Raw genomic sequence first — 14028 nt, forward strand, 5'->3', positions numbered from 1 at the left:
ACTCAGTCCTTGCTCTCCGCGCGCAGGTCCACAAGGAAGATCACGCTGCGCGCGCGGCGCTCGAGCGCGCTGGCGAGGCACTCGGGCCGCGCCGCGCCCCCGGCGCAGGACGGGGGCACGACCTCACGCCGCGTCCCCCCGCCGCTCGCCCGCAGGCGATCGGCCGGGATCCCCCGCGCAACGAGCTCGGCCGCGACGTGCTCCGCGCGGGCCTGGCTGAGCGCTCGATTCGACGCCTCCAATCCGACGGGATCCGCATAGCCGATCTCGCGGATCTCGGCGGTCATGCCGGCCTCGCGCCCGCGGGCGATCAGCCGCTCGGCAGCGGCCGCGACCTCGTCGAGACGTGCAGCCTGCTCGCCGGAGAGCCGCGCGGCGCCGCGGCGGAAGAAGAGCTCCATCGCCTCGAGGGATCGCGCCGCCGCGCGCGCGCGGTCGATCGACTCCTGCGCCCTCAGGCCCTCACCGTCGAACCCCGAGACGCCGGGGAGCACCGCCGCCGACCAGCGCGCGCGCTCGATCCAGCGCTCGGGCGCGACCCCGCTGGCCACGACGGCGCCGCCGCGCAGCGCCAGGGTGACCCCGGGCGGCGGCTCCAGAGCGCGCCCCACCCGGCGCTCGACGATCTGCGGATCGAGCGAATAGAAGGGCTCGAAGCGCAGGATGACCTCCTGGCGCACGGGGCCGCCGCGCTCGAGCACGGCCCTCGGGTCCGCGGCGAGCGGATCGCGGAGGCCCGTGAACACGGCCTGGCCGCCGCGCCGCTCCGCCGCGGTGACCAGCAGGCCGGGCTCGCGCCGCAGCGCCTCGCCCCAGCCGTCGATGCGGCGCTGTTCCTCCCGCGAGGCGCGCACCGAGAAGACGAGCGCGGTCGCGACGGCCGCGGCCAGCAGGGCGGCCGCTATCGGCACGGCCCGAGCTCGGCGCGGGACCGGCTGGCGTTGCTGCTGGAGGCAGCGCGAGAGCAGCTCACGGGCGCCCGAGAACGGCGTCCGATCGCCGCGGAAGCCGGCGAGCTCACCGCCGTACGAGAGGTGGACGCGCTCCAGCGTCTCGGACAGGACGAGCCCGTACGCGGGCGGCGCCACGCCGCGAACGATGGACACGAGGAGCGCCGACGGGCCGTGCTCGACCCACCCTGTCAGATCGCCCACGCGGAAGCGCTCCAGCCGCGCGTCGGTCCGGAACGCGTCGTGGGCGAACGCGTCGATGGCGGTGAGCATCGCCGTGACCTGATCGGGATCCCTGTAGGGGATCTCGTCGGCGCTGAGGTGCTCGAGGACGAGCCCCGTCCCGCGGTGGACGAGGAAGAGCTGCTCGGTCCGGTAGACCATCGAGCGGAGCAGCACCACCTCCGCGAAAGGACGCCCCGTGCGGCGCGCCTCGACGCGCCAGCGCACGCTCTGCCAGGACAGGCCGAGGGCGGCCGCCTCGTTGAGGCGCTGGATCATCGCCCGGAGAGCGCAGCGCACGGCCTTGCGGATGGCCGGCCCCATGGCGGGGGAGATCGCGTCCGCGAACGCCCCCGGGTCCTGGCGCACGCGCTCCTGGATCGCGCTCGAGATGAGCGGCTCCAGCGCCCACGAGAGCGCCTCCCCCTTCTTGCGGCTCTCGATCACCGCCTCGGGCAGCGCCCCCGCGACCATCTCGACCATGGACTGGTCCAGCCGCTCCTCGATCCGCTGGATCCGATGCTGCTCAGGGCCCACGAGCAGGGGGCGGAGGTCTTCGAGCGTCCTTCTCGGCGGAGGCGCCCCGCGGCGCGCTCTCGGCTCTCGCATCGTACTTCTCCGGACCGCCGCGCCCGCTCCGCTGGGCGGAGCGGCGCGGCCGCCTCACGCCGCCTCGTCCGAGCGGCGCTCCGTCTTCTGGTACCGCTCCGACGCCGCGGCCGCCTCGCGCGCCGGCGCGTCCGGCGCGGTCGCGTCGGCGCCGTCGGCCCACACGGCGGCCAGCTCACGCTCGAGCATCGCGCTCAGCTCGCTCCGCGTACGCCGCGTCTCGTCGACGAACGCTTTGGACTGATCGAGCATCTGCTGCCGGAGCTCGCGCTGCGTGCGCGCCACGAGCTCCTCCAGCCGCTGGACCCGCTGCGCGACCAGCTCGATCGCCTCCCGCGACTCGCGCGCGACGCTGCCGAGCGCGCCGTCGGCGGCCGCGCGCTGGGCCTCGAGCGACGCGCCGAGCGCCTCGATCTCCCTGCGCATGTGCGCCTCCAGCATGTCCAGACGCCGCCACGCTTCACTCCGCAGCTCCTCCGCCTGGGCGGCGACCTGAGCGTCGGTGTGCGAGAGCCGGCGAGCGAACTCGCGGAACTGGGCGCCGCACAGGATGTCGCGCACCTGCTCCAGGCTGTTGGTGATCGCGGACTCTGCGTGTCCTGCGGTGGCTTCATGCTCCGCCCGCCCGCTCGCCCTCATGGTCATGATCAAGGCCCCCTCTCCGTGCGTGTCGCGCTCGGCCAGCCGAGCTCGCTCGTCATCGCGCTCCCGTATCGCTTCGTCGCGCTCGCGACGCCTCACCGAGCTCGCTCCCCCAGGTTTTCTCTTCCGTCTGGACACGATGCCCCTCGCTCAGCACGTCACGCGCTGCGCAACATGGGTCAGCACCCCGGGTACGGGTAGCCCTTGGATGGTCGCGGGGGCGGCCGCGGCTCGGCCGGAGAACCGCTCGGCCGCTCCGAGGCGCCGCGCTGAACAGGAGCTCTCGGAGCCCGGTAAGATGGTGCCATGCGAACTCCGCGAACCTCCCTGGTGGCCGCGGCCTTTCTCGCGGCCTGCGGCGCTCCGGCCGGCGGCGCTCCTTCTGCGACCGCTCCTTCCGCGAGCGCTCCTTCCGCGAGCGCCGCCGCCTCGGGTTCCAGCTCTCCCCCGGCCGCCCCGCAGCCGCCGGCCCCGCAGGCCGCCGCCCCCGCAGCCTCGGCCTCCCCTGCGCCGGCGCCCTGCGGCGCGCTGGGCTGCCTCGCCTTCGATACGCCGGCCCAGGCCTTCGCCCACGTCCTGGAGAGCGGCCCGCGCGTGCTCGCGGTGGGCGAGGCGCACGCACAGCAGGGCTCGGAGGGCGTCCCCTCGACGACCCGACGCTTCACGGAGCTCTTCCTGCCCGCGCTCGCCGGCCGCGCCTCCGATCTGATCATCGAGCTCTGGGCCGTGGACCCGCGCTGCAAGAAGGAGCAGGTCGCGCGGGTCGAGACGGAGCAGCGGACGGTCACGCAGGGCCAGGCGGCGCAGAACCAGGACGAGTTCCTCGCGCTCGGCCACGCGGCGAAGCGGCTCGGCATCCGGCCCCGCCAGCTCACGCCCTCCTGCCAGGAGGTCGACGCCATCGTACGCGCGGGGCCGGACGCGGTGACGGCCATGCTCGAGATGATCACGCGCCTGACGGCCGCCGAGGTGAAGGCGCTGCTCAACCGCGAGGACGCCGCGGGAAAGGTGGTGATCGCCTACGGCGGGGCGCTGCACAACGACGTCGCCCCGCGCCCTGGTCGCGAGCGCTGGAGCTTCGGACCGGAGCTCTCCGCGATCACCGGCGGGAAATACGTGGAGCTCGATCTCATCGTCCGCGAGTTCATCAAGGAGTCGGAGTCCTGGCGGGCGCTCCCGTGGTATCCCCATTTCGACAGGGAGGAGCACCCGGACAAGGCGGTGCTCTTCAACCCCGCGCCGGGCTCGTACACGCTCATCTTCCCGCGCTCGTCCTGAGCCGGCACCGCCGCGCCGAGCGCCGCCCGGCGGCTTCAGGGCAGGAGGGTGCCTCAGGGCAGGATGGTGCCTCAGGGCAGGATGGTGAACGTGACCGGCGCGCCCGTGAAGGGACCGCCGCCCTGCACGATGCGGTTGTTCTCGAACAGCGCGCTGATCACGCTGACCGTGATCGGCGCACCGGCAGCGCGGAGCTTGTCCCAGGCCGCCGCGTCCGGCGTGTAGCTCAGCTTGGTCGTGAACACCCGGAGCAGCGGCTCGCGCTCCGCGGTCGTGAAGACCAGGAAGTAAGCGCGCCCGTTGATGGGCGTCCCGTGAGCCCAGGCGGCGCGCGCCGGCCCAAGGAGCGCCCCGAGCTCCGCGACGATCGACGCCCCCGGCGCGGCGAGCTCCCGCACGCCCGGCGCCGTGGCGGCCGCCAGCCGCAGCTCCGGCGCGGCCCGGGGCGCCGTCCGCTGCGCCGCCCCCGCGACGTGGTAGGTCAGCTCCGGCGCGGCGTCGCCGGGGAGCATCGCGCCCTCCTCGGGCGCGTCGAACACGGTGCCCTGCGAGGGCTCGTCCTTCGGCTCCACGGCGAGCAGCGCCTCCAGGGCCTCGTCGGTCGCGCCGCCCTCGAAGATGACGTCAGCCAGGCTCGGGTCGGACGACGCCCCGCTCGACGTGTGGTCGTGGCTGTGACCACACGCCCCGGTGTACATCGCGGCCGACGCGAGCGCCGCCAGCGCGGGCACGAGGAGCGCCCGGCTCAGGAAAGGCCTTCGGCTCACGGCGCCTCCGCCCAGGGATCCGCGAAGCGCGGGTCCTTCAGAAACTCGTCGTCCGTCAGGGTTTGCAAGAAGGCGATCACGTCCGCTCTCTCCTCTTCTGTGAGATCGAACCCGCTGATGAGCTCGCTCTTGAACTTGTTCTCGCTGCCCACACCGGCGTTGGGGCCATCCTCGATCGTGCGCCCTCCGGCGGCGTAATGGTCGAGCACCCCCTCGAGCGTCTCGATGCTGCCGTCATGCATGTACGGCGCCGTGACGGCGATGTTCCGCAGCGTGGGCGCGCGGAACCGGCCCATGTCCGCCTCTTTGTGGGAGATCTCGTAGACTCCCCCGTTGCCCTCCGGGTAAGCGCCGTTCCCGTCGATGTTGTAGAGCCCCGTGTTGTGGAACATCACCTCCGTGAAGGTGGTGCCGTCGTGCTCCACCGAGTCCGACAGGTTGAAGCCGCCGTGGCAATGGAAGCACTCCAGCTTCTCGGAGAAGAAGAGATCCATTCCCCGCAGCGCCGCATCGGACATCCCGGAGGGGTCGCCGCCGTATCGGTAACGGTCGTAGGGCGCGCGGTAGGAGAGCAGCGACCGCTCGAACGCCGCGATCGCCTTCGTGATGTTCGCGAGGCGGATGGGCTCGTCGTCGCCGGGGAACGCCTCGGGAAAGAGGTCCTGGTAGAGCGGCTCGCCCTGGAGCCGCTCCAGGAGCTCGTCCTCCATGCCGGCGAGCCCGAGCTCGACCGGCGTCTCGCCGAACATGGGGAGGAGCGCTTGCTCCTCGAGCGCTTCGACGAGCGGATTCGCCCAGGTCAGCGTCGTGAGGTAAGCGACGTTGGCCAGGCTCATCGAGCTGCGCGAGTGCAGCTGGTCGGTGGAGCCCCTGGCGTTCGCGAGGCCGTCGGTGAACGCGAGCTCCTGGCGATGGCACGAGCCGCACGAGTACGTGCCGTTGCCGGACAGGCGCACGTCGTAGAACAGCCGCCTGCCGAGCTCGACCTTCACCGACGACATCGGGTTGTCCTCGGGGACCTTGGGCACCGGAAAGCCCGTCGGCAGCCCCCACGCATAGGCGGCCGCGCCGCCTCCCCCATCGCCACCGCCGCCCTGGCCGCCGCCGCCCTGGCCGCCGCCGCCCTGGCCCCCGGCGCCCTCCCCCGTCGATCCACCCGGGCCTTGTGGCCCATCGTCGTCGCCGCAGGCACAGCAGAGGGCCGCGAGCGCGGCGAGGGCGGAGGAGATCGCCGAGCGGCGGAGAGCGGTCATCGAAGCGAACATCGCCATGGCGCCTAGTCTATCCTGAAGAACGACTGCTGATCGGGGCGCGGCGAGCCGTCGGCGCTGTCGATGCCGAGATGGGTGAAGAGCGGCAGACACTCGGAATCCGACGGATCCGACATACAGCCGGGGATGTCGTCGGCGCTCGCCGACAGGTCGCTGTCCGCGACGAGCGCCGCATAGTCGACGAGCACCTTCGTCGTGAGCGGGTCGATGCCCTCGAAGACGATCTCGGCGATGTTGGGGCGATCGCACGCGGTCACCCCGCCGTCCGCGCCGGGCATGCAGCCAGTGCTCCCGATGTGCACGAGGAACGGCTTGTCGTCTGCCGTGGAAACGCTGTCGAGGCGCAGGAACTTGTACCCGTCGTTCCAGCTCCAGAACAGCCCCGTCAGGTTGAGCGGCGACGGCGCGCTCGACGCGTCTCCGTGGTTCAGGTCGAACGGCACGCCCAGCTTGAACGACAGCCCGTCGTAGTCCCCGACCGGGACGGTCCCGCGCACCACGCCGTTCGTCTCCTGCGTCCCGTTGGCGCAGGTGCCCGATCGGTCCTCGAAATCGAGGAGCACGACGTCCTGGTACTGCCACAGCTCGTCCTGTTCGAGCGAGAGCGGCACCTCCTCGCCGTCCGCGCGGCGCAGGCGCACGTCGTGGATGTAGAGGCGGAAATCGTTCAGCCCCACGTCCGTCGAGGCGCTGCCGACAGCGTACGTCTCGCTGCAGGAGAACACCTCGTCGCGGACGCGGCCTTCGAACTGCAGGTCGACAGCGATCGTCTCAGCCCCGCCGCTCCCCCCGCCGCCACCGCCAACCCCGCCGCTCCCCCCGCCGCCACCGACGCCCGTCGAGGTCGACGCGCCATCGATAGGGTTCACCCCCTCATCGTCGCCGCACGCCATGAGCGCGAGCACCGCCCCGACCAGCGGGAACCAGAGCCGTGATGCACGAAGACCGGATTCCATGAGCGTCCTCCCAAGAACGATGCGCGCCACGGTAGGCCGCGTCGCCCCTCGCCTGAATGCGACATGTTGTCGCTATCGCGATCCGCCCGAGAGCGCGAGTCGATCCAGCGTCGAAAGAGGGCTCGCGGACGGCCTCGGTGCAGCCTTCGGCGGCCAGCAGACAGCGACGCCACCGACGAACGCACTCGCCGACTGCGACGTCGACCAAACCGCCGGCGCGCCCGCCGGGCGAGCGTGCTCGTCCGCGTGATAACACGAATCGATAAAATCGTGCTACTGGGCAGCCCACCTGTGATCCGCTCCCTGAGCACGGCGCTCCCGCTGCTTCTTGTCATCGCGTCCGCCGCGCCTGCGCGCGCCGGCGACAGCGCGGCGCCTGCACGCGCCGGCGCCTCGCCTCCGCCCGCGGCCGGGCCCGGAGCGGCAACGTCGGCGGGCGGCGATGCCTCCGGCGGCGCCAACGCAGCGGCGCCCGCATCCGGCGCCGCGGGCGGAGCGGCACCCGCGTCCGACGCCGCGCCCATCACGGTCGTCGTGCAGGGCGCGGCGCCGCCGCGCAGCGCCTCGGAGTCGGTGCGCGGGCAGGCGGAGATCCGGGCGGCGCCCCACCGGACGGCGAGCGACGTGCTGCAGCTCGTGCCGGGCGTGTTCACCTCCCAGCACAGCGGCGAGTGCAAGGCGCACCAGATCTTCTTCCGCGGCTTCGACGCGGTCCATGGACAGGACCTCGAGATCTGGGTCGCTGGCGCGCCGGTCAACGAGGTCTCCAACGTCCACGGCCAGGGCTATACCGACCTGCATTTCGTGATGCCGGAGGTGATCGGCGAGCTCCGCGCGCAGCCGGGGTCGTACGACCCGCGCCAGGGCGACTTCGCGGTCGCCGGCACGATGCGCTTCGATCTCGCCTACGGCGAGCCGGGGATCACCGCCACCGCCTCCGCGGGCTCGTTTGGCGCGCGCCGGCTCTTCCTCGCTTACCACCCCGAGAACGCGGACGACGCCACGTTCGCGGCCTTCGAGGCGTACGGGACCGACGGCTTCGGGCCCGCCCGCGCCGCCGGCCGGGCCTCGCTCGTCGCGCAGGCCGTCTACCGGCCGCTCGCCGGCGTCTCCGCCCGGGTGATGGCGTCGGCGTTCGCCGCCCGCTGCGGCTCCGCCGGCGTCCTGCGCCTCTGCGACATCGAGTCGGGCAAGGTCGACCGCTTCGCCTCGTACGATCCCGATCAGGGCGGCGACTCGTCGCGCGCGCAGCTCGTCGTCGATCTGCGCGGCTCGGGCGACGGCGCCGCCCGCGGGGAGGGCCTCTCGCTGACGCCGTTCGTCGTGCTGCGCGCGCTCCGGCTGCGCTCGAACTTCACCGGGTACCTCGCGGACCCCACGAACGGCGACGCCACCCAGCAGCTCAACGAGGCGATCACGGCGGGCGCCACCGCGTCCTACCGGCTCACCTTTCCGCTGCTCTCCGACCGCGACACGTTCGAGGCGGGCGTCGTCGCGCGCACCGACTGGATCGAGCAGTCGCAGCGGCGCCTCGCGGCCGTCGACGACAGGCCGACCGCCACGCTCATCGACGCGAAGATCCGCGCGACCGACATCGCCGGCTACCTCGACGCGTCGATCCGGCCGGCGCGGCGGATCACGCTGCGCGGCGGGCTGCGCGCCGACGGCCTCGCGTACCAGGTCGCCGACAACGTCGGCCAGGGGGCGCAGGCGCGCAGCGCGCAGGGCGTCCACGTGGGCGGCAAGGGCACGGTCGACGTGGCGCTGTTCCCCGGGCTCCGCGCGCTCGCCAGCGTGGGCCAGGGGTTCCGCTCGCCCCAGGCGCGCAGCCTGGGCGACGGCGAGCGGACCCCCTTCACGCGGGTGCTCTCCGCCGAGGCCGGGCTCCGCTACGCCGACGAGCTCGTGCGGGCGTCGGCGGCGCTGTTCCACACGCGCCTCAGCGAGGATCTCGTCTTCGACGAGGCGACCGCCCGCAACGAGCCCGTGCCCGCCACGGCCCGCACCGGGGTGGCCCTCGACGCGGTGGCGCACCCCGCGCCGTGGCTCGTGTCGAGCGTCGGCCTGACGTACACCCGGGCCGCCTTCACGGCCTCCGGCGGGCGCTACGCGGCGGGCGATCTCCTCCCCTTCGTGCCCCAGGTCGTCGCCCGCGCCGATCTCGCGGTGACGCCGCGCCTCGGCGCGCTCTTCGGCCGGCGCCTCGAGGCCCGCGCCGGCGCCGGCGTGACGCTGCTCCACGGCCGCCCCCTGCCGTACGGAGAGCTCGGCCACGACGCGCTGGTCACCGACGTGACGGCGCACGTCCGCTACCACCGCGTCGAGCTCGGGCTCGACGTCTACAACCTCCTCGACGCGGCGTGGTTCGACGGCGAGTTCGTCTACCCCTCGAGCTTCACCCGCGGCGCGGCGCCCGACCTCCTCCCCGCGCGGCACGTGACGGTCGGCGCCCCGCGCAGCTTCCTCGCTTCGCTCTCCCTCTACATCGGCTGAGGACCTCGATGACATCCACCACCGCACAGACCCTGTGCCGCCGGCGCGCCGCCCTCGCCGCGGCGCTCGCCGCGGGCGCGCTCGCCGCCGGGTGCGGCGCCGGAGGCGACGACGCGACCTCTGGCAAGCGCCTGACCCTGGCGACGCAGATCGCGCCCGACGCGGCGTCGGTCGCGCCGTTCACGAACGCGCTCGGCTGGACCATCACGCTGTCGAAGGCGCACCTGGCGATCGGATCGCTCCACTACTTCGAAGGCGCCCCGTTCACGGCGCGGCGGCCTTCGCCGGGCGGCGGCCCCTCGCTGCTGGAGCGGCTCGCCCGGTGGGCCGTGCCCGAGGCGCACGCGCACCCGGGCCACTACCAGGCCGGCGAGGCGAGGGGCCAGATGACGCAGGCGACCTCGGTCGACCTGCTGCTGGGGACGACGGCGCTCGCGGACGCGGACGCCGTGAGCGGCGTCGCGCGATCCGCGCGCTTCACGTTCGGCGCGCCTCCCTCGGGCCCGCTCGCCGCGGCGCTCGAAGGGCACGTCGTCGGCGTGGAAGGCCGCGCCGAGAAGGGGGAGCTCGCTCGGGTGTTCCGCGCGCGCGCGCTGGCCGCCGACGTGCTCGACGACGCGACCGGCGAGCCGTCGGTGGAGGGGTGCGTCTTCGAGGAGGTCTTCCTCGACGGGCCCGGCGTCGTCACGCTCGTCGTGAAGCCGGCGGTCTGGCTCGATCAGGTCGACTTCGAGGCCGTCGCCGCGAGCGAGGACGGCGCGCCGGTCGACCTCGAGCCCGAGAGCCAGGCCCAGCGCGGCTTCACGCGGGGCCTCAAGAAGGGGACGGCCTACGCGCTCTCGTTTGCGCCCGGCTCCCCGGAGGAGAAAGAATGACGATGAGGACCACGAAGGGACTGTGGATGGCGGCGGCGCTCGCCGCGGCGGCGCTCGCCGGCTGCGGCGAAGGCGAGCCAGGGGCCGGGAGCGTGGCGTTCTCGACGTGGGGAGAGGACTACATCGAGCAGGAGATCCCGGCCGCCGATCTCGCGGACGGCTGGAGCATCCAGTACGAGAAGTTCCTGTTCGTCGTCCGGAACGTCACCGTCGCCGATCGCGAGGGGAACGTCGGAGCGCGCATGCAGGGCTCGATCCTGTTCGACCACACGAAGGCCGGCGCCAAGCCGGTGGTGACCTTCGACGACCTCGAGGCGAAGCCCTGGGAGGCCGTCTCCTACGAGATCGGCCCGGTGGACGCGGACACAGCGCTCGAGGGCGCGACGGAGGAGGACAAGGCGCTCATGCTCGCGGCGGGAGCGTCCGTGCACATCGAGGCGATCGCGCGGAAGAGCGGCGACGGCGGCGAGGTCGAGAAGCGCCTCGACTGGACCTTCTCGCTCGCGACGCGCTACGCCGACTGCAAGGGCGACAAGGCCGGCAAGGAGACCGAGGGCGTCCTCGTCACGAACGGCGGCACCGACGACGTGGAGCTCACCATCCACGGCGACCACTTCTTCTACGACGACCTCCAGGCCGCGACAGCCGCGCGCCGGTTCGCGCCCATCGCCGCCGCGGACGCCGACGACGACGGGGCCGTCACCCTGGAGGAGCTCGCCGCGGTGCGCCTCGTCGAGATCGAGGAGGGCACCTACGGGACGGGCAGCGCCGGAAACATCAATGATCTCGGGGCGTTCGTCGCGGCGCTCTCGCGCACGATCGGGCACTACCGCGGCGAGGGCGAGTGCGTCTCCGTCGATCCCTGACGGGGCCGGCCGCGGGCTCGCCCGCGGCGATCACTCGATCCCGACCGCCGTCGTGACGTCCTGGAGCTCGCCCCCGTCGAACGCCGGGACCCGCGCGGAGCCGAGCAGCATCTGCACGCAGCTCCCGGCCGGGGTCATCGCGACCTGCGGCTCGATCGCGATGCGCTGCACGGTGCCCGCGGGGTTGAAGAACACCCGCGCCGTCACCGCCTTCGGACCCGCCTTGCCCTTGCAGTGGATCCGCGCGGTGGCGCCCTTCGCTTGCAGCGCCGCGTGGGCCGCGCCGCGATCGAACGGTCTCGCCGCGCTCGGCTGCGCCGTCGCCGCCGGCGCGGTGCCTTCGCGCGTGGGGCGCGGCGACCTCGGCGCGGGCGCCGGCGCCGGAGCGTCGCGAGGGCCAGGCGACGGCTGCCGCTCGCCCGCGCCGTCCGCGTCGCCCGCCGGCGCCGGCGAGCGCGCGTCGCCGCCGCGGCCCGGGCTGACCACCGTCGGGTGCGCCGGCACCGGCAGGCGCTGCACAAGCCGGACGTCGCTCTGCGCGCGGCCGGCGTAAAAGGCGATCACCGCCATCGCGAAGCCGCCGGCCAGGCTGCACGCGAGGAGCAGCGGCCCCCGCCGCGCGGGCCTCGGAGGGGCCTCCGGCGGCGCGCTGCTCGCCAGGACGGGCGCGGGCGTCACCGGGGGGCGCGCGCTGACGGGCGACGACGATGCGCCCGCGCCGGCGGGCGACGACGGCGAGCGCCGCGCGTCCGAGGCCATCTCGGTCGGTCCGGTCATCGACAGGCGCGAGGCAGGCCCCGCCGGGGTGAGCGCCGCCGCGGCGCTGAACGGCACCACCGAGATCGCGCCGCCGGCGGCGCGCACGCTGCGCGGGTCGACGAAGAGCGCCGGGCCGAGCGCGTCGAACGCGTCCTGCGCCGTCTGGAAGCGCTGCGACGGCTCCCGCGCGACGCAGCGCGCGAACCAGGCGTCGAACGGGTGCACGATACAGCCGGCGCGCCCGAGCGCCGTCGCGCGCACCGACGCCGGGTCGATCGCCTCGAAGAGGATCTCGCGGAGCAGCACCGGCATCGCGGTGCCCATCGGGTCGTTCGCGGCGCGCCAGTACATGCGCCCGGTGAGCAGCGCGAACGCGATCAGCCCGAGCGCCCACACGTCGGTCGCCGGCGAGATCTGCCCGCGCGGATCGGACTGCTCGGGCGCCATCCAGAGGGGCGTGCCGAGCGACGCGGTCGCCATCGTGCTCGCCTCCGCGGCGATCTTGGCGATGCCGAAGTCGAGGACCTTGACCGACCAGCGCGCCGTCGCGCTCTGCGTCTTCGCGAGGAAGACGTTCTGCGGCTTCATGTCCCGGTGGACCACGCCCGCCCGGTGGGCGGCGCCGAGCGCGTGGCAGACCTGCCGGAAGATCTCGTACACGTCCTGCGCCGAGAGCAGCCCGCTGCGCCTCATCCGCTGCGAGAGATCCTCCCCCTCGAGCAGCTCCATCGCGAGCCAGGGCACGCCGCTGGCGGCGTCCACGCCGGCGCCGATCACCTGCACGACGTGATCGCTCTCCACCAGCGCGCCGACGCGCGCCTCCTGCTCGAAGCGCTCGCGCAGCCGGGCGTCCGCGCAGAGCTGTGGGTGCATGAGCTTGAGGGCCCGCAGCTTGCCAGTGCTCGCCTGCTCGGCGATGTACACGGCGCCCATGCCCCCGGCGCTGAGGGGCCGAACGATCCGGAACTCTCCGAAGAGCATCCCGACCGCCGGCTGGAACGGCGCGACCATGGCGGGCGATGCTAGCATGGTGGCCATCGCGGGATGTCGGGGCTCACGGGCGCGCCTCGCCGCCTCGCCGCCTCGTCAGGCGTGCGCGCTGTCGGCGCTGCCCGCGCTGCGCGCGCGCGGCGGGAGCGACGCGACGAGGCGCTCGATCCCGATCCGGCCCGCGACGAGCGCGCCCGTCGCCGCGGCGCGGAGCACGTCGCCCGCCGGCTGGGCTCTGCCGGCGAAGTGCCGGACGCCGAAGCGCAGGAACGACGGCTCCCCGAGGAGGTAACGCTCGACGCGCTCCCGCGGCGCGCCGTAGAAGGCGCGCATCACCCGGCGCCGGAAGCGCAGGTCGAGGCCCAGCAGCGATCGCTCGACGCGCCGGCCCCAGTCGTGGAACCCGAGATCGCGGGCGTCGAGCTTCTCGGCGAGGTACTCGCCCGCGAGGGCCCCGTACGCGATCGCCTGGGCGATCCCCTCGCCCAGCATCGGATCGATGCCCGCGGCCTCGCCGACGAGCAGGGCGGCAGGCCGCGCGATCACGGCCCGCCGGTCGAGGCCTCGCTCGGCGAAGCGCTTTCGCCGGTACCGGTCCGGGTCGAGGCCGAGCGCCTCGAGCCGGCTCCGGAGCACGCGCTCGGCGTCGGGCGCGGGGCGCGCCATGCCGAGCGCGCCCTCGTGCAGCACGTAGGCCCCCCGGCAGACGAGCTCCCGCCCGTCGACGATCGTGGGGAAGTCCCACAGGTAGCCGGCGAACGAGCGGTCCCGCATCTCGAAGTGCAGGAGGTCGCGCGCCCGGTCCCCCGCGACGGGCTCGGTGTCGACCTCGACGGCCTGCGCGCGCAGCCTGCCGAACGGCAGCCCCATCGCGCGGCGAACGACGCTGCCGACGCCGTCCGCGCCGACGACGACGCGGCCGTCGAACACCCCGGCCGAGCTCTCGACGCGGGCGCCGTCCTCGCTCAGCGCGGCGCCCGTCACCCGCGCCCCCTCCACGATCCGGACGCCCCGCGCCAGCGCGGCGAGCGCGAGCGCGCGATCGAACTCGGCGCGCCGGACGACGCGGCCGATGTGGCCCTCGCGGAGCGCGACCTCGCCGGCCTGGAACGCCGCGCTGATGCCGTGCACAACGACCGAGGGCACGTCGATCGTCACCCCGATCGACGAGAGCGCCCTGTCCGCTCGCTCGCCGAGGCCGCCCGCGCAGGACTTGTCCCGCGGGTAGCGCTCCTTTTCGAGCACCACGATCCTGTCGGCGAGGGCCGGGCGATGGTGGGCGAGGAAGAGCGCCGTGCTCACGCCCGCCGGCCCGCCTCCGACGATCACGACTTCATGCGCCGCCATGCG

Annotated in this window: 11 protein-coding genes; 4 read left to right on the forward strand and 7 right to left on the reverse strand. The window is 74.0% G+C overall.

Annotated elements, in window-relative coordinates:
- Positions 1 to 2: 2 nt before the first annotated feature.
- Both WMF45_RS32545 and WMF45_RS32550 read right to left on the reverse strand, forming a co-directional pair.
- A complete protein-coding gene (locus WMF45_RS32545) occupies positions 3 to 1781 on the reverse strand; it encodes an OmpA family protein (protein WP_437708933.1) in 1779 nt (592 codons plus the stop codon).
- Positions 1782 to 1835: 54 nt separating this feature from the next.
- On the reverse strand, positions 1836 to 2426 hold the full coding sequence (locus WMF45_RS32550) for a hypothetical protein (RefSeq protein ID WP_437708934.1): 591 nt from the start codon (positions 2424 to 2426) through the stop codon (positions 1836 to 1838).
- A 303-nt stretch (positions 2427 to 2729) separates the two neighbouring features.
- Here WMF45_RS32550 and WMF45_RS32555 point away from each other — a divergent pair, with 303 nt between their 5' ends.
- Entirely contained in the window at positions 2730 to 3701 is a 972-nt protein-coding gene (locus WMF45_RS32555; RefSeq protein WP_437708935.1) for a hypothetical protein, read from the forward strand.
- A gap of 71 nt (positions 3702 to 3772) precedes the next feature.
- On the opposite strand, the gene WMF45_RS32560 is transcribed toward WMF45_RS32555, so the two are convergent.
- From WMF45_RS32560 to WMF45_RS32570, 3 genes are read right to left on the reverse strand one after another with little or no spacing between them, the layout of a single operon-like run.
- The gene (locus WMF45_RS32560; RefSeq protein WP_437708937.1) at positions 3773 to 4468 is read right to left on the reverse strand and encodes a hypothetical protein; all 696 of its coding nucleotides are present in this window, start codon (positions 4466 to 4468) and stop codon (positions 3773 to 3775) included.
- Positions 4465 to 5739 (reverse strand): MbnH family di-heme enzyme, encoded by a 1275-nt coding sequence (locus tag WMF45_RS32565; protein WP_437708939.1) that lies wholly within the window; start codon positions 5737 to 5739, stop codon positions 4465 to 4467. Before WMF45_RS32565 ends, WMF45_RS32560 begins: the two co-directional genes overlap by 4 nt.
- Before the next feature lie 5 nt (positions 5740 to 5744).
- Positions 5745 to 6695, reverse strand: coding sequence for an MbnP family copper-binding protein (locus WMF45_RS32570; RefSeq protein ID WP_437708941.1), 951 nt, complete (start codon positions 6693 to 6695; stop codon positions 5745 to 5747).
- A 291-nt stretch (positions 6696 to 6986) separates the two neighbouring features.
- On the opposite strand from WMF45_RS32570, the gene WMF45_RS32575 reads away from it, so the two are divergent.
- The 3 genes from WMF45_RS32575 to WMF45_RS32585 are packed head-to-tail and all read left to right on the forward strand — an operon-like array spanning position 6987 to position 10929.
- Positions 6987 to 9188, forward strand: coding sequence for a TonB-dependent receptor (locus tag WMF45_RS32575; protein ID WP_437708943.1), 2202 nt, complete (start codon positions 6987 to 6989; stop codon positions 9186 to 9188).
- Between the two features lie 8 nt (positions 9189 to 9196).
- The gene (locus WMF45_RS32580; RefSeq protein ID WP_437708944.1) at positions 9197 to 10063 is read left to right on the forward strand and encodes a hypothetical protein; all 867 of its coding nucleotides are present in this window, start codon (positions 9197 to 9199) and stop codon (positions 10061 to 10063) included.
- A 2-nt stretch (positions 10064 to 10065) separates the two neighbouring features.
- Positions 10066 to 10929 carry a hypothetical protein gene (locus WMF45_RS32585; protein ID WP_437708946.1) on the forward strand — a complete coding sequence of 288 codons (864 nt, stop codon included), beginning with the start codon at positions 10066 to 10068 and terminating at the stop codon, positions 10927 to 10929.
- Between the two features lie 30 nt (positions 10930 to 10959).
- Here the strand turns inward: WMF45_RS32585 and WMF45_RS32590 are convergent, their stop codons facing one another.
- Together WMF45_RS32590 and WMF45_RS32595 are read right to left on the reverse strand one after the other, a co-directional pair.
- Positions 10960 to 12699, reverse strand: a complete 1740-nt coding sequence (locus WMF45_RS32590) for a protein kinase domain-containing protein (protein ID WP_437708948.1) — start codon at positions 12697 to 12699, stop codon at positions 10960 to 10962.
- A gap of 75 nt (positions 12700 to 12774) precedes the next feature.
- On the reverse strand, positions 12775 to 14025 hold the full coding sequence (locus WMF45_RS32595; protein WP_437708950.1) for an NAD(P)/FAD-dependent oxidoreductase: 1251 nt from the start codon (positions 14023 to 14025) through the stop codon (positions 12775 to 12777).
- Between the last annotated feature and the right edge of the window lie 3 nt (positions 14026 to 14028).

The sequence above is a fragment of the Sorangium sp. So ce448 genome, from assembly GCF_051520915.1.
Classification (GTDB): Bacteria; Myxococcota_A; Polyangia; order Polyangiales; family Polyangiaceae; genus Sorangium; species Sorangium cellulosum_B.

Coding starts and splice junctions, on each gene's coding strand:
- WMF45_RS32570 (WP_437708941.1), bottom strand. CDS start 6,695: ATGGAATCCGGTCTTCGTGCATCACGGCTCTGGTTCCCGCTGGTCGGG.
- WMF45_RS32555 (WP_437708935.1), top strand. CDS start 2,730: ATGCGAACTCCGCGAACCTCCCTGGTGGCCGCGGCCTTTCTCGCGGCC.
- WMF45_RS32550 (WP_437708934.1), bottom strand. CDS start 2,426: ATGACCATGAGGGCGAGCGGGCGGGCGGAGCATGAAGCCACCGCAGGA.
- WMF45_RS32580 (WP_437708944.1), top strand. CDS start 9,197: ATGACATCCACCACCGCACAGACCCTGTGCCGCCGGCGCGCCGCCCTC.
- WMF45_RS32545 (WP_437708933.1), bottom strand. CDS start 1,781: ATGCGAGAGCCGAGAGCGCGCCGCGGGGCGCCTCCGCCGAGAAGGACG.
- WMF45_RS32585 (WP_437708946.1), top strand. CDS start 10,066: ATGAGGACCACGAAGGGACTGTGGATGGCGGCGGCGCTCGCCGCGGCG.
- WMF45_RS32565 (WP_437708939.1), bottom strand. CDS start 5,739: ATGGCGATGTTCGCTTCGATGACCGCTCTCCGCCGCTCGGCGATCTCC.
- WMF45_RS32590 (WP_437708948.1), bottom strand. CDS start 12,699: ATGGTCGCGCCGTTCCAGCCGGCGGTCGGGATGCTCTTCGGAGAGTTC.
- WMF45_RS32595 (WP_437708950.1), bottom strand. CDS start 14,025: ATGGCGGCGCATGAAGTCGTGATCGTCGGAGGCGGGCCGGCGGGCGTG.